The sequence below is a fragment of the Streptomyces sp. NBC_00690 genome, assembly GCF_036226685.1.
Taxonomy (GTDB): Bacteria; Actinomycetota; Actinomycetes; order Streptomycetales; family Streptomycetaceae; genus Streptomyces.
The window spans coordinates 7,134,251-7,157,665 of sequence record NZ_CP109009.1 but is presented as its reverse complement, the minus strand read 5'-3'; the positions used below and the strand labels follow the sequence as shown (position 1 = coordinate 7,157,665).

At 68.1% G+C, this 23,415-nt stretch carries 21 protein-coding genes; 13 read left to right on the top strand and 8 right to left on the bottom strand.

What is annotated here, in order from left to right; translation table 11 throughout:
- Positions 1-5: 5 nt before the first annotated feature.
- Positions 6-1,169, bottom strand: coding sequence for a CaiB/BaiF CoA transferase family protein (locus OID54_RS31185; RefSeq protein ID WP_329024993.1), 1,164 nt, complete (start codon positions 1,167-1,169; stop codon positions 6-8).
- 266 nt (positions 1,170-1,435) lie between these two features.
- Between OID54_RS31185 and OID54_RS31180 the strand changes: the two genes are divergently transcribed.
- Positions 1,436-2,635: a saccharopine dehydrogenase family protein gene (locus OID54_RS31180; protein WP_329024991.1), complete on the top strand. Its 1,200-nt coding sequence runs from the start codon at positions 1,436-1,438 to the stop codon at positions 2,633-2,635.
- Between the two features lie 49 nt (positions 2,636-2,684).
- On the opposite strand, the gene OID54_RS31175 is transcribed toward OID54_RS31180, so the two are convergent.
- A complete protein-coding gene (locus tag OID54_RS31175; RefSeq protein WP_329024989.1) occupies positions 2,685-3,410 on the bottom strand; it encodes an endonuclease V in 726 nt (241 codons plus the stop codon).
- Between the two features lie 92 nt (positions 3,411-3,502).
- Positions 3,503-3,997 carry a hypothetical protein gene (locus OID54_RS31170; protein WP_329024987.1) on the bottom strand — a complete coding sequence of 165 codons (495 nt, stop codon included), beginning with the start codon at positions 3,995-3,997 and terminating at the stop codon, positions 3,503-3,505.
- A 100-nt stretch (positions 3,998-4,097) separates the two neighbouring features.
- Between OID54_RS31170 and OID54_RS31165 the strand changes: the two genes are divergently transcribed.
- Complete coding sequence (locus tag OID54_RS31165; protein ID WP_329024986.1) at positions 4,098-4,397, top strand: YciI family protein; 300 nt, start codon at positions 4,098-4,100, stop codon at positions 4,395-4,397.
- A 155-nt stretch (positions 4,398-4,552) separates the two neighbouring features.
- Here the strand turns inward: OID54_RS31165 and OID54_RS31160 are convergent, their stop codons facing one another.
- Entirely contained in the window at positions 4,553-5,662 is a 1,110-nt protein-coding gene (locus OID54_RS31160) for a WD40/YVTN/BNR-like repeat-containing protein (protein WP_443055704.1), read from the bottom strand.
- A gap of 116 nt (positions 5,663-5,778) precedes the next feature.
- Here OID54_RS31160 and OID54_RS31155 point away from each other — a divergent pair, with 116 nt between their 5' ends.
- From OID54_RS31155 to OID54_RS31120, 8 genes are all read left to right on the top strand, one after another.
- Positions 5,779-6,183: a (4Fe-4S)-binding protein gene (locus tag OID54_RS31155; RefSeq protein WP_329024982.1), complete on the top strand. Its 405-nt coding sequence runs from the start codon at positions 5,779-5,781 to the stop codon at positions 6,181-6,183.
- Positions 6,184-6,429: 246 nt separating this feature from the next.
- Entirely contained in the window at positions 6,430-6,789 is a 360-nt protein-coding gene (locus OID54_RS31150) for an SsgA family sporulation/cell division regulator (protein ID WP_329027886.1), read from the top strand.
- Positions 6,790-7,254: 465 nt separating this feature from the next.
- On the top strand, positions 7,255-8,901 hold the full coding sequence (locus OID54_RS31145) for an ABC-F family ATP-binding cassette domain-containing protein (RefSeq protein WP_329024980.1): 1,647 nt from the start codon (positions 7,255-7,257) through the stop codon (positions 8,899-8,901).
- 107 nt (positions 8,902-9,008) lie between these two features.
- Positions 9,009-11,270 (top strand): excinuclease ABC subunit UvrA, encoded by a 2,262-nt coding sequence (locus OID54_RS31140; RefSeq protein ID WP_329024979.1) that lies wholly within the window; start codon positions 9,009-9,011, stop codon positions 11,268-11,270.
- 270 nt (positions 11,271-11,540) lie between these two features.
- The gene (gene ddaH, locus OID54_RS31135) at positions 11,541-12,317 is read left to right on the top strand and encodes a dimethylargininase (RefSeq protein ID WP_329024978.1); all 777 of its coding nucleotides are present in this window, start codon (positions 11,541-11,543) and stop codon (positions 12,315-12,317) included.
- 136 nt (positions 12,318-12,453) lie between these two features.
- A complete protein-coding gene (locus OID54_RS31130) occupies positions 12,454-13,428 on the top strand; it encodes an acyl-ACP desaturase (protein WP_329024976.1) in 975 nt (324 codons plus the stop codon).
- A 387-nt stretch (positions 13,429-13,815) separates the two neighbouring features.
- The gene (locus OID54_RS31125) at positions 13,816-15,381 is read left to right on the top strand and encodes a N,N-dimethylformamidase beta subunit family domain-containing protein (RefSeq protein WP_329024974.1); all 1,566 of its coding nucleotides are present in this window, start codon (positions 13,816-13,818) and stop codon (positions 15,379-15,381) included.
- 47 nt (positions 15,382-15,428) lie between these two features.
- Positions 15,429-16,228, top strand: a protein-coding gene (locus OID54_RS31120; RefSeq protein WP_443055747.1) for an IS5 family transposase whose coding sequence is annotated in 2 segments (ribosomal slippage) — positions 15,429-15,777 and positions 15,777-16,228 — 801 coding nt in all. Because the reading frame shifts where the segments join, the coding sequence is not laid out codon by codon here.
- 195 nt (positions 16,229-16,423) lie between these two features.
- On the opposite strand, the gene OID54_RS31115 is transcribed toward OID54_RS31120, so the two are convergent.
- The 3 genes from OID54_RS31115 to ligD form a co-directional block, all read right to left on the bottom strand.
- On the bottom strand, positions 16,424-16,684 hold the full coding sequence (locus OID54_RS31115) for a WhiB family transcriptional regulator (protein WP_329024972.1): 261 nt from the start codon (positions 16,682-16,684) through the stop codon (positions 16,424-16,426).
- Between the two features lie 78 nt (positions 16,685-16,762).
- On the bottom strand, positions 16,763-17,563 hold the full coding sequence (locus OID54_RS31110; RefSeq protein ID WP_329024970.1) for a VOC family protein: 801 nt from the start codon (positions 17,561-17,563) through the stop codon (positions 16,763-16,765).
- A gap of 241 nt (positions 17,564-17,804) precedes the next feature.
- Positions 17,805-18,818, bottom strand: coding sequence for a non-homologous end-joining DNA ligase (ligD, locus tag OID54_RS31105; protein ID WP_329024968.1), 1,014 nt, complete (start codon positions 18,816-18,818; stop codon positions 17,805-17,807).
- A gap of 52 nt (positions 18,819-18,870) precedes the next feature.
- Between ligD and OID54_RS31100 the strand changes: the two genes are divergently transcribed.
- From OID54_RS31100 to OID54_RS31090, 3 genes are all read left to right on the top strand, one after another.
- The gene (locus tag OID54_RS31100; protein ID WP_329024967.1) at positions 18,871-19,941 is read left to right on the top strand and encodes an ATP-dependent DNA ligase; all 1,071 of its coding nucleotides are present in this window, start codon (positions 18,871-18,873) and stop codon (positions 19,939-19,941) included.
- Between the two features lie 559 nt (positions 19,942-20,500).
- Positions 20,501-20,761 carry a hypothetical protein gene (locus OID54_RS31095; protein WP_329024965.1) on the top strand — a complete coding sequence of 87 codons (261 nt, stop codon included), beginning with the start codon at positions 20,501-20,503 and terminating at the stop codon, positions 20,759-20,761.
- Between the two features lie 128 nt (positions 20,762-20,889).
- Entirely contained in the window at positions 20,890-22,959 is a 2,070-nt protein-coding gene (locus tag OID54_RS31090) for an MDR family MFS transporter (protein WP_329024963.1), read from the top strand.
- Here OID54_RS31090 and OID54_RS31085 read toward each other — a convergent pair.
- On the bottom strand, positions 22,949-23,383 hold the full coding sequence (locus OID54_RS31085; RefSeq protein WP_329024961.1) for a YchJ family protein: 435 nt from the start codon (positions 23,381-23,383) through the stop codon (positions 22,949-22,951). The genes OID54_RS31090 and OID54_RS31085 overlap by 11 nt on opposite strands.
- Positions 23,384-23,415: the final 32 nt, after the last annotated feature.

The following is a 23,415-nucleotide window of genomic DNA, read 5'->3' as shown; positions in this document are numbered from 1 at the left end:
GTCGGCTAGCTCGGAGCCGCTGAGGTCCGGAGACCGGGAACACCCCAGTCCCGGGCCACCGCCTCCGTATCGGCGCCGGGCAGGGCGGGCCCGGTGCGCACCGCGCCGGGCGTCGCCGAGAATCGGGGGGCGGGGGCCGGCTGCACGACCCCGAGGTGGTCGACAAAGGTGCCACGGGCGGCGAGGTGCGGGTGCGCGGGCGCTTCCCGGAGGGAGAGAACCGGTGCGACACAGGCGTCGCTGCCTTCGAAGACCAGCGTCCACTGGTCACGGGTGCGCGTCTTGAACTGGGCGGCGATGGCCTCGCGCAGTTCGCCCCAGCGCGCGAAGTCCTTGCGGGCGGGCACCTCGCCCTCGACGCCGAGCAGTCCGATGAACTCTCGGTAGAACTGCTGCTCCAACGGGGCGACTGCCATGTACTCGCCGTCGGCGGTCTCGTATGTGCCGTAGAAGGGGCAGCCGCCGTCCAGCAGATTGCTGCCGCGGCGGTCCTGCCAGCCTCCGGCCGCCATCATGGCGTGGATCATGGTGGAGAGGTGGCTCGCGCCGTCGACGATGGCGGCATCGACGACTTGGCCCCGGCCCGTTCCCGTACGGGCGTGTTGCAGTGCGGCCAGCACTCCGATCACCAGGTAGAGCGAGCCGCCCGCGTAGTCACCGAGGATGTTGGCCGGCGCGACCGGGGGCTCGTCGGGTTTGCCGATCATGCCGAGGGTGCCGGTGACGGCGATGTAGGAGAGGTCGTGGCCGGCTCGTTCGGCGAGCGGCCCGTCCTGGCCCCATCCGGTCATCCGGCCGTAGACCAGTTGGGGGTTGCGCGCGAGGCATTCGGCGGGTCCGACGCCGAGCCGTTCGGCGACTCCCGGCCGGTATCCCTCGATCAGGATGTCCGCGCGCTCCACCAGGTCGAGGACCTGAACGACGCCCTGCTCGGTCTTCAGATCGATGAGCACGGACCGCTTGTTGCGATTGGTGAGGTCGTACGCCGGGTCGATGGCCAGCCCCGCACCGCCGGGTCGGTCGACGCGGACCACATCGGCTCCGAGGTCAGCCAGCAGCATGGCGGCGAACGGCCCGGGGCCGATGCCCGCGAGTTCCACCACGCGCACGCCCGTGAGCGGTCCGTGGGTGTGTGCCGCCATGCGGGTCGGCTCGGGCGTGGCCGTCATCGGGCTCCCAGCAGTAGATGGAACGGATATGACAGATGCGAAGGTATGACAGAACTGATGCGACATCGGTGATGGTAAGAACGCGTTCCACTCGTGACAAGGTTCCCGCCCGGGCGCCGGGCGCGTCTCTTCGACGGACCCGACCGGGTGCCGCCGCCCGGCTCCGACAGAGCCCGGATCGCCCACGGCAAGCCCGTCTTCTTTCGGTCCACGCGTCCACGCTAGCCTCGGCTGCCGTGGACACCGGCGCGAGGGCGGAGGAACCAGTGAACAGCCAGAACGGGACCGGCGGCACAGTGCGTCCCCATGACATCGTGATCTTCGGAGCGACCGGGTTCGTCGGCGAACTCACCGCCCGTTACCTCGCCCGACACGCACCCGAGGGATGCCGCTGGGCCATTGCCGGCCGCAATCGACAGAAACTTGAACAACTGCGCGATTCCCTCTCCGTACAGCATCCCGAGTGTGCAGAGCTCCCCCTCATCGTGGCGGCGTCTGACGACACCCGGGCGATCGGTGAACTCGCCGCCTCCGCGAGGGTGGTGGCATCGACCGTCGGCCCCTACCTCTGGCACGGGGAACGGTTGGTGGCCGCCTGCGCCGATGCCGGCACCGACTACCTCGACCTCACCGGGGAGCCGGAGTTCGTCGATCTGATGTTCGTGCGCCACGATGCGCGGGCCCGGGAGACCGGCGCCCGACTGGTCCACGCCTGCGGGTTCGACTCCGTGCCACACGATCTCGGTGTCTACTTCACCGTCCGCGAGCTTCCCGAAGGCGTGCCGTTGAAGGTGGACGGGTTCGTTCGTACCCGTGCCGCGTTCTCCGGCGGCACCCTCGCATCGGCACTCAATGTGCTGGGTCGGGCAAGGCAGTCGTTGCAGGCTGCGCGGGAGCGCAGGTTGCACGAGCCGCGGCTGGTGGGGCGACGGGCCCGGTCGCCGATGGGGGGTCCCCGGTTCAGTCGGGAAACGGGCGCCTGGGCGCTGCCGCTACCGCTGATCGATCCGCAGATCGTCGCGCGTTCGGCCCGTGCGCTCCCCCGCTACGGCCCGGACTTCCGCTACCGGCACTACGCGGCGGTGAACTCGCTCCCGGTGGCCCTGGGCGGGGTGGCCGCCGTGGGCACCCTGGTGGGGCTCGCCCAACTCCCCGCGGCCCGAAGGTGGTTCTCGACGGTGGTCAAACCGGGCGATGGTCCCACCGAGGAGCGTCGGGCCAGGAGTTGGTTCTCGGTGCGCTTCGTGGGCGAGGGAGGCGGGCGGAAGGTCTACACGGAGGTGTCGGGGGGAGACCCTGGCTACGACGAGACGGCGAAGATCTTCGCGGAGTCCGCGCTGTCGCTGGCCTTCGACCCGTTGCCGAACCGCTCGGGACAGCTGACACCGGCGGTCGCCATGGGCGACGCGTTGTTGGAACGGCTCCAGACGGCGGGCATCCGCTTTCGGGTGGCGGCCCGCTGCTGAGACCTCGGCCGCTCGCGGACCGGGCGGGCTCAGACACCACGGCTCGGGCTCAGACACCACGGCCGGACTCCGTAGGAGCCACGGAGGAGACGGCCTCGGCAAGGGCATCGCGGCAGAGCCGATCGGCCCGGCGTGTGGTCTCCGGAAGCCGGAAGCGGGACGCCAACCGGAGAGTGTGGGCGCAGGCGTGGTCGAGAGAGGTCCGGTGTCCGACCGATACGTACACGGGCTTCACCCGGTCCTGGGTGCGTAGTGCGCGGCCGACCTCCTCGCCGTCGTCGGCGATCAAGGGCGCCGTATCGCCGCGGTGCGGACCGGGTTCCGGATGGCTGAAGACGAACGGGTTCTTGGCCACACCGATGCTGGGCAGTCCCGTCACCACGCCCAGATGGCTCGCGAGGCCGAACCTCCGTGGGTGCGCCCGCCCGTAGCCGTCGCACACGAGCAGCCCCGGATCACCCGCCAGTGCGGCCAGCGCGCCGAGTACGGCGGGGATCTCCCGGAAGGCCAGGAGACCGGGTACGTAGGGGAAGGCGACCCTGCACACCGCGGTGCTCTCCTCGATGACCGTGTGGGTGCGGGCATCGAGGACGACGGCTGCCGCGGCGACGAGATCGAGGTCGTCGTCGTAGGCCACGTCCACGCCCGTCACGCGTCCGGTGCCGGGCTCCGGTCCCGGTTCGTCCAGGACGAGTCGATCCCGCAGTGCGTCTTGAACCGCCAGGGCGGTGCTCTCGTCGGCAGGCCAGTCGGCGGGCACGTCAATGATCTTCATGGTGCGCCTCAGCGTAGGGGCTGTGGTGATCTCGGTTCAGAGGTTTCTGTCGGGCTCAGCCGGGCCCAGTCGGGTCAATCGGGTCAATCGGGTCAATCGGCGTTCAGGACGGCGATACCGGCCTCCCCCTCGTCGAACCGGGCGAAGAGTTCTTCGAGCACGGCCGGTCCCGCGTGGTCGATGAGGAGTACGGCCTGTTTGTCACCGTCCACTTCGGCGGGCACGAAGTCGGTCGCGATCTCCCTGCGTATCAGGGCCACCCGATCCTCGTCGGCGGCATCGCACGGGAGGTCGGCCAACTGCTCAGCCAATCCGCCCGGGTGATCGGCCAGATCGTGGAGGAGCACCTGCCGGGAGGCCATAAGGCTGACCGCAAGCCGGTCGCCGGTGCGCTCGTACCGTGCCGACAGGTCGTGCGGCAGCAGGTAGAACACTCCCTCCTCCCCCTCGTGGCCGCGGTTGAGCAGCACGGAGACCATGCGCTCACCGGGGTCGGCCGATCCCTCGTCGAGGGCGAGCAGCACACCGATGTCGTCCGGGTCGAACGCCGGAACCGCAGTGATCCATATGCCGGGTGAGTCATCCATGACGGGCATGGAAGCACACGGCACCGACAGTCCTGCCAGTCGGCCACCACACCGTCGTCCGCCCCGGTGCACGATGAGTCCGTGGCGTAGCCTGACGGCCATGTTCGTACTGGAGTTGACGTACACGGGTGGCTCGGAGCGGGCCGATGAGCTGATGGACGCGCATCTGACCTGGCTGAACACCTGGTACGAGAAGGGCGTCTTCCTGGCGTCCGGGCGGAAGGACCCGCGCGACGGCGGGGTGATCCTGGCGGTGGGCAACGACCGTGAGCAGATCGAGAGGATCGCCGCGGACGACCCCTTCACCACCGGCGGGGTGTGTGCGTACCGGATCACGGAGTTCATCGCCACGCGGACGGTTCCGGAACTCGCCCCCTACCGTCAGCAGCCCAGGTCCTAGCCCAGGGCGGGTCGGAGGCTGTCCTGCGCCTTCGCCCCCGCCTTGGTTGGTCACGGGCACGGGCAGCGGTCGGAGCCTTTCGCCCACTTCGGTCCCGACCGCCTCGGTGCTTTCGGTCGTCTCGGTGCTTTAGGTCGTCTCGGTGCCTTCGGTCGCTACGGTTCCAGCCGGGCGACCCTGCCCTTCTCCCCCGAAGCCCAGCAGCCGGTGTCCGCGGCGCAGTCGACGGTGTCGTACGAGCCGTTGTCGACGGTGTGCCAGTTCCTGCCTCCGTCCACGGTCAGATCCGTGCCGGTCGGGCCGACGGCGAGCGCCGCGACCGAGGTGCGGGGCAGCCAGGTCACACCGGATCGATAGGCGGGCGGCGGGGTCGTCGAGGGCCGCCAGTTCCGTCCGCCGTCCCGGCTCACGGCGGCGGCCTGCGGCGACGGCTGGCCGGTGCGGTAGTCGCCGCCGACCGCCAGGCCGTGTCCACGGCCGTGGAAGGCGAGGGCGAACACTCCCCGGGCGGGATCGGCGGCGGGGACGCCGGATTCGGAGACCGACCAGGTCAAGCCCCGGTCGGCGGAGTGGAAGACCCTGGCCGTCGCGCCTCCTCCGGTCGCGAACCACGCATCGCGGGGGCCGGAGCTGACCAGGCACTGGCCGCTGGCCGCAAAGCCCGCTTCACCCTGCTGGGCGGGGGGCATTCCGGCGCTGGGGAGCACGCGCCAGGAGCGTCCGCCGTCGCGGGTGGAGAGGATGCGGAACGCGCCGTCCACCGGGTCACTCAGGGCGAGTCCATGGCGGCTGTCGAAGAAGGTCACGCAGTCGTAGAAGGCCCGCGGGTCCGAGTTGCGGAAGGACTCGGACCAGGTGGCTCCGCCGTCGCTGGTGCGCAGGATGCGGGACGCCTCGCCCTCCCCGATGGCGAGTACCACTGCCCTGCGCTGGTCGAACGCCTCGACATCGCGGAACTCCAGCCCCTCGGCACCTGGTGGTGAGACGTTTCGCCAGGTGCGACCGGCATCGGCAGTGCGCAGCACCGTGCCCTTGGAACCGGCTACCCAGGCGGTGGTGCGGCTGACCGCGGCGAGCCCGCGGAACCGTACGTCGGTGCCGGTGCCCTTCAGGCTCCAGATCGTCGCGCGTGGGGTTCGCTCGTCGTGCCCGCTGGCGGTCTGGTGGTCGTTGCCGACGGGCGCCGCTTGCGCCGGAGTCAGCAGGAAGGCGGCGAGCACGGCTGCACCCAGCCCCATCGACACCAACCGTCTCGTCTTCCCCATGGAGGTCATGGCGCTGGAAGCTAGCCCAGCGGCCTCGGCCCGTCCAGGGCGCGATCCGGCCTCGCCGGCGGGCGCTCCCGGGTGCGGGCCGCGGCCCCCGTTCCTACGCTGGAACCATGGCCCAGCCCAAGGAGTACACCGGCCGGGAGATCACCGTGACCTTTGCGCCCCGGCTCTGTCTCCATGCCGCCGAGTGCATCCGGGGCCTGTCCGAGGTCTTCGACCTCGAACGGCGCCCCTGGATCTCCCCGGACGACGCACCGGCGGACCAGGTCGCCGAGGTGGTGCGCCGCTGCCCTTCCGGAGCCCTGCGCTACCAGTACGTCGACGGCACGGACGAGGAGCCCGACCGACCCACCCTGGTCACTACCACCGCAGTGGGGCAACTGGTGCTCCGGGGCGATCTGATCGTCCGGTCGGAGGAGGGCGACAGCCAGGAAACCAGAGTGACTCTCTGTGGCTGCGGAGCGAGCGAAAACCAACCGTACTGCGACCATTCGGGCCGCTGCGGCACGGACTGACCAGTTGACCGAAGCGGAGCGCGACGGTGTACGCAGGACCAGGCCCCTGCCAGCCGCACCCGAGTCCGATCGGCGCATCGGTGACACAACTCACGCAGCTCCACGATGCACGCGATGGCCGATTCCCACGTCTTCACCCCTGTGAGTGAGGCGCGAGCCGACCATGTGCAAAGGAGCATTCTCTTGTCGACCGTCACCGTCATCGAGCAGGCCCTCCAGGCGCGTCTGGTCGCTTCAGCGCCCCGCATGGCGACCGTCCCGGTGACGCTGCGTTATGACTCAAGAGACCCTTTTGCCGTTCGGATGCATTTCCCGGCGCCCGCGACCTTGGAGGACTCCGAGGTCACCTGGGCCTTTGGACGAGAGCTGCTCGCGGCAGGGGTCAGCGCACCGTCCGGAGTCGGCGATGTACGCGTAAGGCCGTACGGCTACGACCGTACGGCCGTGGAGTTCCGTGCGCCCCAAGGGGTGGCGATCGTGCATCTGCGCACCGGTGAGCTGCGCCGATTCCTGCGAAGGGCGCAGGGTGCGGTGCCCTGGGGGCGGGAGTACCAGTACCTCAACCTCGACCAGGGCCTTTCCGAGTTGCTGCGCAACGGCCGCTGAGGGCTGTCCCGCAATGCTCGGCGGGCGCCAGGCAGTACGGGCCAGCCCTTGGGCCATGTCTGACGCGTCCTGCCTGCTCTGCCGGCGGACACGCCCTTCGTCAGACACGAGCCAGCCGGGAGGAGGGCGGCCCCGCGCCCTGCCGACCCACCCGGGTACAACCGGCCGGCTCATTCGGATCAGCACCGACTCGGTCTCCGGGCGCATCGATATTGCATTGACAGTCCCACCCGGCCCTTCTTACGGTGGGACCGTTCCATTGCCGCTCGTGAGGAGAAGGACGTTGCTCGTCTGAGGTCTGAGACACCGTGTGCCACCGCCGTTCCGGCAGGTGTGCAGCGCGTGCGACCTCGGCCCCATGAGCCGTCCTGACCGCCCGGCGTATCCCCCCTTCCGGCGTGTCCTCGCACGTACCCCGGTGTCTCCCGTTGCTGCCTTGTACGAACCAAGCAACCCGGAGGCTCCATGTCTACTGCCCCCACATTCATCACCTGCTCCGCCCTCTCCTTCGCCTGGCCGGACGGAACGGCGGTCTTCGACGACTTCCACCTTTCGGTCGGCCCGGGCCGCACCGGGCTCATCGGGCTCAACGGTTCGGGGAAGTCGACCCTGCTCAAACTGATCGCCGCGGACCTCACCCCCACTGAGGGCACGGTCCGCACGATGGGCGAGGTCGGCTACCTCCCGCAGAACGTGGTGCTCGACACGGCGCTGCGCGTCGACGACGTCCTGGGCATCGCGGCGAAACGCAATGCGCTGCACGCCATCGAGGCGGGTGAAGCGAGCGAGGAGAACTTCACCACGGTGGGGGACGACTGGGACATCGAGGAGCGGGCCCGTGCGACGCTCGACCAACTCGGCCTCGGCCGCATCGGACTCGACCGTACGCTCGGCGAGGTGTCGGGCGGGGAGGGCGTGTTGTTGCGCCTCGCCGCACTGACACTGGCTCGACCCGCCGTCCTGCTGCTCGACGAACCGACGAACAACCTGGACCTCCATGCGCGACGGCGGTTGTACGACACCGTGGACTCCTGGTCCGGTGTGATGGTGGTGGTCAGCCACGATCGCGAACTCCTGGAACGGGTGGACCAGATCGCCGACCTGCGCGAAGGGGAGGTCGCCTGGTACGGAGGGAACTACTCCGCGTACGAGGAGGCGCTCGCGACACAGCAGGAGGCGGCCGAGCGCATGGTCCGGGTCGCGGAGGCGGACGTCCAGCGGCAGAAGCGCGAGTTGGCGGCGGCCCAGGTGAAGCTGACCCGCCGCAAGCGCTACGGCCAGAAGATGTACGACACCAAGCGCGAACCCAAGATCGTGATGGGCGAGCGCAAACGGTCGGCGCAGGTGAGCGCGGGCAAGCACCAGATCATGCACGCCGGAAAGCTGGCGGAGGCCAAGGAACGGCTCGACGAAGCCGTGGAAGCGGTCCGGGACGACGATGAGATCCGCATCGAGCTCCCCTACACCCAGGTCCATCCGGGTCGGGGGGTACTGCGGCTCACGGAGTTGGAGCTGCGCTATGGAGCTCCGTTCCAGGGCGAGTTCGAGTTGCGTGGTCCCGAGCGGGTCGCCCTGGTGGGTCGCAACGGCGCGGGCAAGACCACGTTGCTGCGCACGATCGCGGGCGAGGTGGAACCGGTCTCGGGCCAGGCGGACACGGAGGTCCCCCTGCGCTTCCTTCCGCAACGGCTCGACGTCCTCGTCGATGAACTGACCGTCGTGGAGAACGTGGCACGATTCGCCCCGGCCGCGACCAACAACCGAATCCGGGCGCAGCTCGCGCGCTTCCTGTTCCGTGGCGCGCGGGCGGACCAGCTCGCGGGGACCCTCTCGGGCGGGGAGCGTTTCCGGGCGACGCTCGCCGCACTGCTCCTCGCGGAACCCGCACCACAGCTGTTGATGCTCGACGAGCCAACCAACAATCTCGACATGGCCAGTGTGCGCAGGTTGACCGCGGCACTGGACGCCTACGAAGGGGCGCTGATCGTGGCCAGTCACGATGTGCCGTTCCTGGAGTCCATCGGTGTCACGCGCTGGCTCCTGTTGGACGGAGGGCTCCATGACATCACTGTGGAGGACGTACGGGAGGGACGGTTGGACATGCCCCGGTAGTCCGATGCTCCGGGCAGCCGTGGTCCATCGGCGCTGCCTGTGACTCGTTGCCCAACGGCCAGGAATCCAGACAGAGGGTGTCTGGATTCCTGGCTAGCGTCATCGGTATGCCCGAGAACATCGTCATCACCGGCGCCCGTGAGAACAACCTCCGAGACGTCTCCCTCGCCCTCCCCAAGAACCGGATCACGGTCTTCACCGGAGTCTCGGGGTCGGGGAAGTCCTCCCTGGTCTTCGACACCATCGCCGTCGAATCACAACGCCAACTGAACGAGACCTTCACCTCGTTCCTGCGGAACCGGCTGCCGAAGTACGAGCGCCCGCAGGCAGACGCGATCGATGAGCTGTCGGTGGCGATCGTCGTCGACCAGAAACCCATCGGCGGCAATGTGCGCTCCACGGTGGGCACGATGACCGATATCTACTCGGTGCTGCGCGTCCTGTTCTCCCGCCACGGCAGGCCGAGTGCGGGGGCCGCGACCGCGTACTCCTTCAACGATCCGTCCGGGATGTGCCCGGAGTGCGACGGTGTGGGCAGCACCGTGGGCCTCGATCTCGACCGCGCCATCGACTGGTCGGCATCGCTGCGGGGCGGAGCGCTGCTGCTCCCGGGCCTGTCCGTGGGCAGTTGGGAATGGAAGCTCTACGCCGAGTCGGGCCACTTCGACCCCGACAAGCCCCTGGGCGACTACACCGACGACGAGCGTGAACTACTCCTCCACGGAATGGACACCACCGTGCCGGTGCAGTTCGAATCGGGTTCGGTCCAGATGCGCTTCGAAGGCGTGGTCGGCCGTTTCACCAGGCTCTTCCTCAAACGGGACACCGCCGGCCTGTCCGTCAAGCGGAGGGAGGCGGCAGCCCGGTTCGTGACCCAGAGCCGGTGCCACACCTGCGACGGTGCGCGGCTCAACAAAGCGGCACTCTCCAGTCGCATTGACGGTCTCAACATCGCGGACTGGGCCTCGATGGAGGTCGCCGACCTCGTGGGGGTACTCGGTCGGATCGACGATCCGGTGGCCTCCGTCATCGCAGACGCGGCCCGGGAGAAGTTGGAGCGCCTGGTGGGAATCGGTTTGGGCTATCTCTCGCTCGGCCGGGAGACCACCACCCTCTCCGGCGGTGAAGGGCAGCGGCTGAAGATGATCCGGCATCTGGGGAGCTCGCTCACCGGACTCACCTTCATCTTCGACGAGCCCAGCGCGGGTCTGCACGCCCGCGATGTGAGCCGACTGAACGATTTGCTGGTCCGGCTGCGCGATCGGGGCAACACGGTGTTGGTGGTCGAGCACGACCCGGATGTGATCACCATCGCCGACCATGTCGTCGACATGGGCCCCGGTGCCGGTCGGCACGGTGGTCATGTGGTCTACCAGGGTTCGGTCGCGGGGCTGCGCACCGCGGACACGCCCACGGGCCGGGCCCTGCGCAGTCCGCTGGAGGTCAAGGAGTCATCACGCACCCCCACCGGCTGGCTGCCGTTGACCGGTGCCGCCCTGCACAACCTCCAGGACGTCGACGTACGGTTCCCGACCGGGGTCCTGACGGCGGTGACGGGGGTCGCCGGCTCGGGCAAGTCCACCCTGGTGTCGCAGGTGTTCACCGCGGCCCATCCCGAAGCCGTGGTGATCGACCAGGGCGCGATCACGGCCTCTTCCCGGTCGACACCGGCCTCGTTCCTCGGGCTCATGGACACCATCCGCGCGGTGTTCGCGCGGGCCAACGGCGTGTCTCCCGGCCTCTTCAGCTTCAACTCCGAGGGGGCGTGCGCCGCCTGCTCAGGGCGCGGGGTCATCCACACCGACCTCGCCTTCATGGACCCGGTGACGCTGACCTGCCCCGACTGCGAGGGTCGGCGCTTCCACTCGGCCGTGACGGAGCACCGGGTGAAGGGCCTGTCCATCGTCGACGTACTGGAGATGACCGCGGCCCAGGGCATCGACTTCTTCGAGGACCCCACGCTCCTGCGCAAGCTGCACACCTTGAACGAGGTGGGGCTGACCTATCTGACCCTGGGGCAGCCACTGAGCTCGCTGTCGGGCGGCGAACGGCAGCGTCTCAAGCTCGCCACTCAACTTCACCGTACGGGAAGTGTGTATGTGCTGGACGAGCCGACCACCGGACTCCATCGGGCCGACGTGGCTGTGCTCGTCTCTTTGCTGGATCGACTGGTGGACGCGGGAAACTCGGTGATCTGCGTCGAGCACCATATGGACGTGGTGAAACGAGCGGACTGGATCATCGATCTGGGGCCGGAGGGCGGTAAGCACGGCGGCACCGTGGTCTTCGCCGGTACGCCACGAGGGCTGCTCGCGGACCCCAAGTCGTTCACCGCCGAGTACCTCCGCCGTGACCTGGGGCTGGAGTAGACGCTTCCGCGCTACGAGCGGCCTGGCGCGCGGCAGGCCGTCGCCGCCGCGAACCCCATCCGGATCGTCCGCCCCGACCCGAGCGAAGGGTGAATCGTTCCGTCGGACGGCTTCAGAGCGGCATCGCGCAGGCCGACCGCCGTACGGAGGACCGTCGCACGACCTTCACGCGGACGGGCGCGGGGGCGATCCGGACGGGGGTTACCGGCTTCTGCGGGGCGGGCCATGATGGGCCGCGACCAAGCCCCGCCGTTCCCAGGAGTCGCACCCGTGCCCAGCAGGAAAGCCCTGATCCGCCGACCGAGCCCGCGCCTCGCGGAAGGACTGGTCACCCACGTCGAACGGAGTTCCGTCGACGCCGACCTCGCCCTCTTACAGTGGGAGATGTACGCCGAGGCGCTGCGTGAGAACGGCTGGGAGACCGTCGAGACGGAAGCGATCGACGAATTCCCTGACGGTGTCTTCGTCGAGGACACGGTGGTGATGTTCCGCAACGTCGCACTGATCACCCGTCCGGGTGCCGAGTCACGCCGGGCGGAGACAGCGACCGTCGAGCAGACCCTGGCCCGCCTCGGCTGCTCGGTGAACTGGATCTGGGAGCCGGGCACCCTCGACGGCGGCGATGTGCTCAAGATCGGCGACACGCTCTACGTAGGACGGAGCGGGCGGACCAACGCGGCGGGGGTCCAGCAGTTACGCGCGGTCTTCGAACCCCTCGGCGCGCGCATCGTGCCCGTACCGGTGAGCCGGGTACTCCACCTAAAATCGGCCGTGACTGCACTACCGGACGACACGGTGATCGGCTACGCACCGCTCGTCGACGTCCCGTCCGCCTTCCCCCGCCATCTACCGGTGCCGGAGGAGTCCGGCGCCCAGGTCGTCCTGTTGGGCGGCGGCCGGCTCCTGATGTCGGCGAGCGCGCCCAAGACCGCGGAGTTGCTCGCGGATCTTGGCTACCAGCCGGTTCCGGTCGACATCAGCGAGTTCGAGAAGCTCGAAGGCTGCGTGACATGCCTCTCTGTGCGGCTGCGCGATTTGGCAAACTAGCCGGCTGACCAGCATATATCACCTTGCGTAGTCGACGCGGCGGGGGGCGGGCTTGGACGTGCACTTATCGCGCCCTTAACCTACGGTCTCGTAACCTACGAATCCGTAGGTAACTCTCCCGTCCCCAGGAGCATCCGTGACGATCACCTCTCCCCACCTCGGCAGTTCGGAAGCGTGGACTGACGCCCGACTGCTGTACGCGTTGGAGGAGGTCGTGGAGAAAGAGCTGAACCGCCATCTTAAAGTCGCCAAGGACTGGATGCCCCACGAGTACGTCCCGTTCAGCGACGGCCGAAACTTTCCTGGCATCTTCGAGGACGGCGAAGCCTGGGAGCCCGGGCAGTCGAAGGTCACCGACATAGGCCGTATCGCGCTCGTGGTGAACCTGCTGACCGAGGACAACCTCCCCAGCTACCACCACGAGATCGCCTCCCTCTTCGGTCGCGACGGCGCCTGGGGCACCTGGGTGCACCGTTGGACCGCAGAAGAGGGTCGCCACGGCATCGTGATGCGCGACTATCTGCTCACCTCCCGCGCCGTGGACCCGGACAAGCTGGAAGAGTTCCGGATGTCGCACATGGCGGAGGGCTTCGAGTCCGACAACCGGCACTCGATGCTGCACTCGGTCGCGTACGTGGCCTTCCAGGAGCTGGCCACCCGGGTCTCCCACCGCAACACGGGCCACCAGTCGGGCGACCCCATCTGCGATCGGATGCTCACGCGCATCGCGACGGACGAGAACCTCCACATGGTCTTCTACCGCAATCTGCTGGGCGCGGCCTTCGAGCTCGCCCCGGACCTGACCATGGAGGCGGTCCGCGATGTCGTAGTCAACTTCCGAATGCCCGGACACGGTATGCCCGGCTTCGAGCGGGCCGCCGCCCAGATGGCGATCGGCGAGATCTACAACATGCGCATCCACCACGACGATGTGCTCGCGCCGGTGCTGCGCTTCCTGAAGGTCATGGAGATCCAGGGCCTCGGCCCGAGCGGACAGCAGGCGCAGGACGAACTCGGGCTCTACATGGGCGGGCTCGACGCCGAGGCCAGCAAGTTCGACGCGAAGCTCGCCGCGCGCAAGGCACGGATGGCCGCACGGGCGGCCGGCTGAGTCTGCGGTCCAGAAATGGGCCGCCCGTGCGGCGGCCTCAGGACCGGATCACCTCCGCAGGGGCGCCGGGACCCGGTGGGCACATCGTGCCGCGCGAACCGGCGCCCGGCCCCGGCGGCGACCGCCGCCTGTCACCTGTCGACGATCGCTGATCGCTGATGCCGACGATGTGCACACGGAGTGCCGATCGAATTCCCCGTAGCGCTCCGGCCCATTCCCTGGCCGGCATCGAGCGGACCGCTGTGACCGCGCTCCCCCGTACGGAGTGAGCGCGGCCTTCACCCCGGTGATATCCCCCGCCGCTGCAACGCAGAGCAGTCGCCACCGCACTTACCTCACAGAAGCTTTCTGGAGGTGGGTATGACAGTGGCTCCAAGACGTCGTGCAATGTTGAAGCTCTTGGGTCTCCTGGGCGTCAGTACGGCCGCGGTCGCTTTCGGCTATCGCGAGGATCTGACACCCGGTGCGCCGAAGCCCTTTGCCCAAGAGTCTTCGAACGACCGCCCTTTTGAACCCCAGGTCTCTTTTCCCCCACGGTCCGTTCGGGAGGAGAACGGGCACGCGGGCTCCGATCGATGGCTCAGCGATCCGCGGGCACCGCTCACCTCCAGTGACCGCGCACGCCAGATCCAGGGATATGCGTCCGCCACTTCGATAGGCCAGGGCGATGTCATCGACTTCCATGTGTCGGCACGCAGCAGTCGGACCTTTCGGATATCGATCTTCCGGCTGGGCCACTACGGGGGCAAGGGCGCCCGGCTACGGCTGACCAGCCCGGTCCTCCGGGCCCAACACCACAGAACACCCGAAGCGGATCCCGATACGGGAAGCATCGCCTGCGAATGGCCGGCTTCTTGGAGCCTGCGTATCCCGTTCGGCTGGATGTCCGGTCTCTATCAGGCCGTGTTCACCGCAGATGACGGGTTTCGGGCCGCCACTCCGTTTGTCGTCAGGGAGGCGGAGCGGGCATCCGACCTTCTGGTGGTGCTGCCCTTCACCACCTATCAGGCGTACAACATGTGGCCCAAGGACCGCCGTAGCGGAAAGAACCTCTACCGGGGCTATCGGCCAGACGGAACGATCGGGGGTGCCGATAGCAGGGCGTACGAGGTCTCCTTCGACCGCCCCTATTCCGGAGCGGGGATTCCCAGCTGGTTTCACCTCGACACCAGTTTCATCGACTGGGCGGAGCGCTCCGGACTCGATGTGACGTATGCCAGCAGCCTAGATCTCCATGACGGAAGCGTGGACACCACCCAGTACCGTGCGGTCTTCTTCCCCGGGCACGATGAGTACTGGTCGGCCGACATGTTGGATTCGGCCCGGAAATCAGTGGCCGCCGGAACCCATCTCGCTTTCCTCACTTCCAACAACGTCTATTTCCATGTCCGGTTGAAACCTTCGCCGAGCAGACGAAACGAACGAACCGCAGGAACCAGACCGACCACACGAACGATGGCCTGCTACAAGTCGAAGACCGACCCGGCGCCCGATCGGGCGGGCCGCACCTCGCGTTGGCGCGAGGTCGAACCAGGCCGGCGACGAGCTGAACAGGGCCTGCTGGGCATCCAGTTCAACGGGATCGTGGCGAAGCCGGTACCCCTGGTGGTGAAGGAGAGCGGCCACTGGCTCTGGGCCGGGACCGGCGTGCGCGACGGGGACGAGTTGCCCGGCATGGTGGGCGTGGAGGCGGACCGTCTCGATCCCACAGCCCCCACCCCGGTCGGGTCCCGCTTGACCCTGCTCGCCGAGTCCCCGTACCAGGATCCGCGCACTGTGGCCGCGCCCGCGATTCAGCACACGGCCGTCACCGAGTACCGCAACGGCGCCCTGGTGTTCGTCGCGGGCACGTTCCACTGGCCGTTGGCCCTGACCGCTCCCGAGCATCTGAACGAGAAGATACAGAAGGCCACGGAGAATCTCGTTGCCCGGATGGTGCGCGAACAGCCTTAGGCGCCATCTCATTTGGTGCGTTGGGTAGGCTGTCGGTCGTGGCGGGCATTGTTGAGCGGCTGGTGCCGGATGAGTTGTGGGTACTGTTCCAACGGGTGGTGCCGGAAGCGCCGTCGCGGCCTCAGGGTGGTGGTCGGCGCCGGCACGGTGACCGGGAAGTGCTCGCCGCGATCGTGTTCGTGGCCACGTCGGGCTGCACCTGGCAACAGTTGCCGACGGCGTCGTTCGGGCCGTCGGGGGCGACAGCTCACCGACGGTTCACCGAGTGGAGCAAGGCGCGGGTGTGGGCCAGGCTCCACCGCCTGGTCCTTGACGAGCTCGGCGCTCGCGGTGAACTGGACTGGTCCCGCTGTGCGATCGACTCGGTAAACATGCGGGCCCTGAAAAGGGGGACCTGACGGGTCCGAATCCTGTTGACCGGGGCAAGTTCGGGTCGAAGATTCACTTGATCACGGAGCGGACCGGTCTGCCCCTTTCTGTCGGAATCTCGGGGGCGAACCTGCACGACAGCCAGGCTCTTGAGCCCCTCGTCCGCGGGATTCCGCCCATCCGGTCGCGCCGCGGCCGCCGACGGCGTAGGCCCGGCAAGCTCCACGCGGACAAGGGCTACGACTATGCCCACCTGCGGAGATGGTTACGCGGACGTGGTATCAAGCACCGCATAGCCCGTAGGGGCATCGAGTCCTCGCAGCGACTGGGCCGCCACCGCTGGACCATCGAACGCACCATGGCCTGGCTCGCCGGCTGCCGTCGCCTCCACCGCCGCTACGAACGCAAAGCCGACCACTTCCTCGCCTTCACCAGCATCGCCTGCACCCTCATCTGCTACCGCAGACTCACCAAATGAGATGTCTTCTTAGACCGTGTCCGAGCGGCAGACGCCGCCTCGCGGCCACCGGACGGACGAGCGCGGAAGATCTCCTACGGACGTGCCCAGCGGCAGGCCCGGAACTGCCAGCGGGGTGGGCGGTGCGCTCGGCACCACCCACCCCGGCTGCCCCCGTTCCCCCGTGGGCAGCGTCATACGGCTCGAAGAGACAACCTAGCCCTGACTGCTCCGGCCCTGCTTCAGCCGGTGCCGTTCCTTCTCCGACAGCCCGCCCCACACACCGAACTTCTCATCGTGGGTGAGTGCGTACTCCAGGCATTCCAACCTTCCCGAACACGCTCGGCACAGTTGTTTGGCTTCCCGGGTCGATGAGCCGGGGGCGGGAAAGAAGAAGTCGGGGCCCGTCTGTGCGCACAGTGCGCTCTCCTGCCACGAGAGGGCGTCGTCGGTGAGGGTGTTGATCGGCGTCGGCATGGGGGCCACGTTTCCCCAGTGCGATAAACAACCGATCAACGAGCAATCAACGGAGGGCAGCGGGGAGACACTTCTGGCCTAGGCCGACGATGTGGACTGTTCCGGCTGCATCACGGCGAACTTCGCCCCGAAGGGATCGCTGAGCTTGGCGAAGCGGCCGACGCCTTCCATGTCCACCGGGGCCATGCGAACGGTACCGCCCGACTGGTGGGCCTGCCCAACGGTTGCGTCGCAGTTCTCGACCTGGAAGTAGGGCAGCCAGTAAGCGCCGTCCACCTCCGTGGGGTCGGTGGCCAACGGGACGATGCCGGCGAACATCGCATCCGGATCGGTGCCTGCCGGATAGGGCATCACATATGAGGCGGAGCCGTCGGGGAAGGGCATGGTCGACGAACCCCATCCGAACACGCCCTGGTAGAAGGCGAGGGATGCGTCCTGGTCCTTTGCGTACAGCTCCAGCCAGCACAGACTGCCCACACTGTCGACGAGGTCCAGGCCCTTGTTCTTCCCTGGCTGCCAGATCGAGAAGGGGACGCCACCGGGGTCCGCGAAGACGGCCATGCGCCCCAGGTCGAACACGTCCATCGGTTCGGCCGCCACCGTGCCGCCGCCCTGCCGAACGGCTTCGGCGGTGGCGTCGGCGTCCGGGGACTGGAAGTAGACGTTCCAGGCGGGCGGCCCCTGCTCCGGGGGGACCATCATCCCGCCGGCCGCGGTCTTGCCGCCCAACTGGAACATTCCGTAGCCGCCCGCCTCGGGTCCGGCCGAGGCGAAGGTCCAGCCAAAGAGCCTCCCGTAGAAGGTCTTCGCCGCTTCGATGTCAGGGGTTCCAAGGTCGAGCCAGTTCGGGGAGCCTGTGACGAAACCGGTGGTGAGCATGGGTGTGCTCCTCTTGAATGATCGTGCGGACACCCCCCGCGGTCCCCTCTTCGAGTCTGCTCCGAATGGCCCGGTCCCGCATCCGTAGGCACTGTGGACCTCGCTTCGACGGGGCCGGGACCACCCGGCTCCGGCCGGGCTGGGCCTCGTTCCTGGCACTGCCCCACCGGGGTCGGGGCCGCCAATCTTGGCTCCGGCAACCGCGGCCTCCGGCCCGAACGACAAGGGAGCGGGGCGGCCCTCAGTCGGATGTGTCGCGGGCCCGGCTGGGTTGCACCCGTTTCGGTTCACCGGGCATCTTCGGGTATTCCGGCGGATACGGAAGGTCACCGAGTCCGTGGTCCGCCTCGTCACGGCGGGCCACCTCAAGGAGCGGCTCCAGACTAAAGCGCTGGTCGTCCATGTCCGCGTGAACGTCACCGAGCTCGGCATAGCGTGTGGGCATGGTCATGATGTCGAAGTCCTGGGGGACCGCGTCGTCGATCTCCTCCCAGCGCAGTGGCGCGGAGACGGGTGCATGGGGTTGAGGGCGCACGGAGTAGGCAGAGGCGATCGTGCGGTCGCGGGCGGTCTGGTTGTAGTCGACGAAGATGCGCTCGCCGCGCTCTTCCTTCCACCATTTGATCGTCACGCGGTCGGGCATCCGGCCCTCCAACTGGCGCCCGCAGGCGATCGCCGCCCTTCTGACCTGGGTGAAGGTCCATCGGGGTTCGATCGGTACAAAGACATGGAGGCCGCGGCCTCCGGATGTCTTGGGCCATCCGCGTAGACCCACATCCTCCAGAACTGCCCGCAGCTCATGCGCCGCCCGTACCGCATCCGCGTAGTCGGTTCCGGGCTGGGGATCGAGATCGATGCGCAATTCATCGGGGTGGTCGGTGTCCATACGGCGCACAGGCCACGGATGGAACGTGACCGCGCCCAGATTGGCCGCCCAGATGACCGCCGCGGGCTCCGTGGGGCACATCTCGTCGGCCGACCTTCCGCTCGGGAAGGTGATGTGCGCGGTGGGGATCCAGGTCGGGAGGTACTTGGGGGCACGCTTTTGAAAGAACGATTCCCCGTTCACTCCGTCGGGGTAGCGCTCCAAGGTCGTGGGACGGTCGCGCAGGGCACGGGTGATGCCACCACCGACGGCGAGGTAGTAGCGGACCATGTCGAGCTTGGTGTAGCCGGGTCCTGGAAAATAGATTTTGTCCGGGTTGGAGACGCGCACGGTCCGCTCTCCGACTTCCAATTCCACCGCTCCAGCCATGTGGGTCAGCGTAGGGCGAGCCGACATCACTCGCATACCGGACAATCGGTCCATGGATCTTCCGATCATGCCTCCCGTCAAGCCCATGCTGGCCAAGTCCGTGCGGAAGATCCCGCCCGGAATGCAGTACGAGGCCAAATGGGACGGTTTCCGGGCCATCGTCCATCGGGACGGTGACGAGGTGGTCATCGGGTCCCGCACGGGAAAGCCGCTCACGCGCTACTTCCCCGAGCTGGTGGCCACCCTCCTCGATGCCCTCCCCCCTCGCTGCGTCATCGACGGGGAGATCGTGATCGCCCACCAGGGCCGACTGGACTTCGACCGACTCTCGGAGCGCATCCACCCCGCCGAGTCCCGGGTGCGGATGCTCTCCGAACGCGACCCGGCAAGCTTCATCGCCTTCGACCTGCTGGCCCTCGGTGACGATTCCCTCCTGGAAACCCCCCTGGTGGAGCGGCGCGCCCAACTGGAGACGGCACTGGCCGGGGCGCGACCGCCGACCCATCTCGCCCCGGCCACTACCGATCGGGACCTCGCACAGCGGTGGTTCGAGACATACGAAGGAGCGGGTCTCGACGGCGTGGTCGCCAAACCGCTCGACCTGCCGTACCGTCCGGACGCCCGATTGATGTTCAAGATCAAGCACGAGCGGACGGCCGACACTGTCGTGGCCGGATACCGACTCCACAAGAGCGGTCCGATCGTCGGATCGCTCCTCCTCGGCCTCTACGACGACACCGGTGCGCTCCAACACGTCGGCGTCTGCGCCGCGTTCCCCATGAAGCGCCGCGCCGAACTGATCGATGAGTTGGCCCCCCTCCTGATGGATCCGGTGGATGGACATCCCTGGGCGGACTGGGCACGGGAGAGCGCCCACGAGGGAGCGAGGCTGCCGGGGGCGCAGAGCCGATGGACGGGTCGGAAGGACCTCTCATGGGTCGCGCTACGGCCCGAGCGGGTGTTGGAGGTGGCGTACGACCACATGGAAGGTGATCGATTCCGGCATACGGCTCAGTTCCGCCGCTGGCGCCCGGACCGCACTCCCGAGGACTGCACCTATGCGCAGTTGGAGGAGCCGGTGCGATACGACTTGGCCGAGGTGCTAGCCGGACCCGCCCGCTAGAGCGCGTCACCGCCGTCGAAGCCTCCACCAAGTGGCCCCGCGCGGCGGTGTGGTGCTGCCGCCGTACGGCCCCCTGCGCCCCCGTCGGGACGGTCGACGCTCGGGGCGAGTGGATCAACATCACCTACGTACAGTCGACTTGGCGCCAATTGCCGAGCACATTGCGCGTCATGGATTCGGGTGAGTGGTCCCCGTTCGCGTAAGGTATGCCGTCGGTGCTGCCGGAGGCAGAGGCCGGGTGAGCCATGCGGTGGGTGCCGTGGTACGACACCATCGATCGCAACCACGTCGACGGAGACGCGGCGGGCGGGGTGGCCGCTGTCTCATCCCCTGTGAGCCTTGCGCGTCCCTGACCGGTTGCTGTCCGCGGTGCGGCGGGTGGAAAGCCGGAGCCAGAAGGCCGGTCAGCCCGCCGAGGTGTGAACAGAAACCCATGGGACGGCCAATGGCGGTTGCCCCACCGACACATCCCTCCCGACGGTGCGGACTTCCGTCCGTGACGTGCGGAGGGCGGGCCCTGCCGGAGCACCGGCGCCCGAGCAGACAAAAGGACTGGACCGTGACTCCCTCGCCCCTCATCCCCGTACCGATCCCCGACCGTGTGGCCGCCTTGATCGGGTCCTGCATGCCGGCCCATGTGCTGGAAGCGGAGATCGAAGCGGACAGTGCCGCCCGCGAGGTGCACCGGTTCCGCGGTCCCCTCTGCCCCGACGACCGTGCCGACCGGGAACATCTGCTGTCGGTGGTGGCCCGCGCCAACAAGATCCTCGCCGCCCATCACCCCCTGTTGATGATCCGCCCCAACCGCGCCTACGGCTGACCCGCGGTCATCACCGGCCCCTGACAGCACCGAACCGCACCACACCGCCCACACCTCCGCCCCTTGCCCATTGCCCCGGGCGGACCTCACCGCATGCGGCTGACCTGCGGCGGTGTGAAGCTGCGAGGGTGACCGAGACCACCGATGCCCCCGCACCCGCCGTGGCACCGCCCGTACTCGACGTACGACAGCGCAACATCGTCTTCGGCACGATCATGCTCGGGATGTTGCTGGCAGCGTTGGACCAGACGATCGTGGGCACCGCCTTGCCGACGATCGTGGCGGATCTGGGCGGCGGCGACCATATGTCCTGGGTGGTCACGTCCTATCTGCTCGCGGAGACGGTGGCCACCGTACTGGTCGGCAAGTTCGGTGACCTCTTCGGTCGGAAGCTGATCTTCCAGGTCTCGGCGATCATCTTCATCACCGGCTCGTTCCTCTGCGGCCTCGCCGGCAACATGACCCTCCTCATCGTGTGGCGCGGCATGCAGGGCATCGGTGCGGGCGGGCTGATGGTCACCTCCATGGCGCTGATCGCTGATGTGGTGCCGCTGCGGGAACGCGGGAAGTACCAGGGCGCCATCGGTGCCGTCTTCGGCGTCGCCACGGTGATCGGGCCGCTGCTCGGCGGCTGGTTCACCGACCAGTTGAGCTGGCGTTGGGCCTTCTACATCAATGTGCCCCTGGCGATCGCCGTCGTCATCGCCGCGGCCCGGACGATTCCCACCGTGCGTTCCGCGAGCCGCCCGATCATCGACTACCTCGGAATCGCCCTGGTCGCCATCGGCGCCAGCGCCCTGATCCTGGGCACCAGTTGGGGCGGCAACGAGTACGGCTGGAGCTCATCGGTCATCATCGGCCTGTTCGTCGGCGGCACCCTGGCGCTCGGACTCTTCTGCCTGGTGGAACAACGGGCCGCCGAGCCGATGCTGCCGATGCGGCTCTTTCGCAACCCCGTCTTCACCGTGTGTTCCGTACTGAGCTTCATCGTGGGCTTCGCCATGCTCGGCGCGATGACATTCCTGCCGACCTATCTCCAGTACGTGGACGGAGACTCGGCGACGATGTCGGGGGTGCGCACCCTGCCCATGGTGGCGGGGCTGTTGATCGCCTCGGTGTTCAGCGGCATCGTCGTCAGCAGAACCGGCCGCTACCGACTCTTTCCGATCTTCGGCTCCCTCGTGATGGGCATCGGCCTCTACCTCCTGTCCTTGATGGAGCCGGGCACGGCGACCTGGCTGGAGTCGCTGTACATGTTCGTCCTCGGCAGCGGAATCGGACTGTCGATGCAGGTGCTCACGATCGCGGTCCAGAACACCGTGGAGTACGCGGACCTCGGTACGGCGACCTCCGGAGTCACCTTCTTCCGTACGCTCGGGAGTTCGTTCGGCGCGGCGGTGTTCGGCACGATCTACACCAACTCGCTCGTGCCGCATCTGAGTCGGGGAATCCGTGAGGCGATCGGCGCCGGTGGGGTGGACGCGGCCACGGTCGCCCGACTCGCACGCAGCCCCGCGGGGGTGCGGCAGCTGCCGCCACAGCAGCAGGAGCCGATCGTGCAGGCGTACGCGGACGCGCTGCACACGGTGTTCCTCTGGACGGTTCCGGTTGCGGTCCTGGGGGTGCTGATCGCCCTCTTCCTCAAGGAAGTGCCGCTGCGGGACACGGCGCGTGAGGCATCGATCGATCTGGGGGACAGTTTCTCTTCGCCGACCTCGGGCGATTCGGCCAAGCTGCTGGAGGGCGCGGTGGCCACCATCGTGTCGCGGGCGGGGCCGGACACCGCGCGCACCCTGGTGGAGGGCTCTGCGAGCCGACTGGACATCGCGGGTGCCTGGGTGGTGATGCAGGTCGAGATGATGACCCGGCTGGTGGGTCATGCGAGTACGGCTCTGATCGCGGCACGGCACCGGTTGCCTCCCGAAGTGCTGGCCCCGGTCTTCGATCGGATGGTCACCGAGGGGTTCGTCTCGCGCCAGGGCGACTACTACAGCCTCACCAGGGACGGGGAGCGGGAAGCCGCGGTGATCACCCGGGCGTGGCAGGGGTGGTTGGGAGATCAGCTGGAGCGGGACATCGGGCGCCCGGCCGGGCCTGGACTACGGGCGGCGGTCGATGCGATCGCCAAGCGACTGCTGGTGGAGGACCTGGCGGAGGGGCTGCCCCGGTCGGCGGAGAAGACCGCGCTCACTCGATGAAGGTGCCGTCCACATAGGTCCAGGCGCCGCCCGCGCGCTCGAACCTGCTGCGTTCGTGCAGCGCACCGCGATTGCCGTGGTGTCGGTAGCGGGCCCGGAAGGTGACCGAACCGATGGAGTGGAACGGGCTGCCGTCGATGACCTCCAGGATCTCCAACCCCGTCCACCGCATAGCGGGGTCGAGTTCCAGTTGCACGGGTCGGGTGGTGGGGTGCCAGGTGCGCAGGAGATAGGCCATGTCCCGAGCGACGAAGGCCGCGTAGCGCGAGCGCATCAGGAGTTCGGCGGTGGGTGCGGCGGCCTCCCCCGTGTGGAAGCGCCCGCAGCACTGCCCGTACGCGGCGGGCAGCCCGCAGGGGCAGGGGGAGGCTGTGGTCAGAGCGGGAGCCGTGTCGCCTTGGTGGCGGGAGTTGCGTCGGGCCATGGGTCCATTCTCCCGCGCTGGATCGGCGACCG

What these genes read in the sequence shown, in the direction of transcription:
- OID54_RS31185 (WP_329024993.1), bottom strand. Translation starts at nt 1,169, where the DNA reads ATGACGGCCACGCCCGAGCCGACCCGCATGGCGGCACACACCCACGGA.
- OID54_RS31175 (WP_329024989.1), bottom strand. Translation starts at nt 3,410, where the DNA reads ATGAAGATCATTGACGTGCCCGCCGACTGGCCTGCCGACGAGAGCACC.
- OID54_RS31170 (WP_329024987.1), bottom strand. Translation starts at nt 3,997, where the DNA reads ATGGATGACTCACCCGGCATATGGATCACTGCGGTTCCGGCGTTCGAC.
- OID54_RS31165 (WP_329024986.1), top strand. Translation starts at nt 4,098, where the DNA reads ATGTTCGTACTGGAGTTGACGTACACGGGTGGCTCGGAGCGGGCCGAT.
- OID54_RS31160 (WP_443055704.1), bottom strand. Translation starts at nt 5,662, where the DNA reads ATGGGGAAGACGAGACGGTTGGTGTCGATGGGGCTGGGTGCAGCCGTG.
- OID54_RS31155 (WP_329024982.1), top strand. Translation starts at nt 5,779, where the DNA reads ATGGCCCAGCCCAAGGAGTACACCGGCCGGGAGATCACCGTGACCTTT.
- OID54_RS31150 (WP_329027886.1), top strand. Translation starts at nt 6,430, where the DNA reads ATGGCGACCGTCCCGGTGACGCTGCGTTATGACTCAAGAGACCCTTTT.
- OID54_RS31145 (WP_329024980.1), top strand. Translation starts at nt 7,255, where the DNA reads ATGTCTACTGCCCCCACATTCATCACCTGCTCCGCCCTCTCCTTCGCC.
- OID54_RS31140 (WP_329024979.1), top strand. Translation starts at nt 9,009, where the DNA reads ATGCCCGAGAACATCGTCATCACCGGCGCCCGTGAGAACAACCTCCGA.
- OID54_RS31125 (WP_329024974.1), top strand. Translation starts at nt 13,816, where the DNA reads ATGTTGAAGCTCTTGGGTCTCCTGGGCGTCAGTACGGCCGCGGTCGCT.
- OID54_RS31115 (WP_329024972.1), bottom strand. Translation starts at nt 16,684, where the DNA reads ATGCCGACGCCGATCAACACCCTCACCGACGACGCCCTCTCGTGGCAG.
- OID54_RS31110 (WP_329024970.1), bottom strand. Translation starts at nt 17,563, where the DNA reads ATGCTCACCACCGGTTTCGTCACAGGCTCCCCGAACTGGCTCGACCTT.
- ligD (WP_329024968.1), bottom strand. Translation starts at nt 18,818, where the DNA reads ATGGCTGGAGCGGTGGAATTGGAAGTCGGAGAGCGGACCGTGCGCGTC.
- OID54_RS31100 (WP_329024967.1), top strand. Translation starts at nt 18,871, where the DNA reads ATGGATCTTCCGATCATGCCTCCCGTCAAGCCCATGCTGGCCAAGTCC.
- OID54_RS31085 (WP_329024961.1), bottom strand. Translation starts at nt 23,383, where the DNA reads ATGGCCCGACGCAACTCCCGCCACCAAGGCGACACGGCTCCCGCTCTG.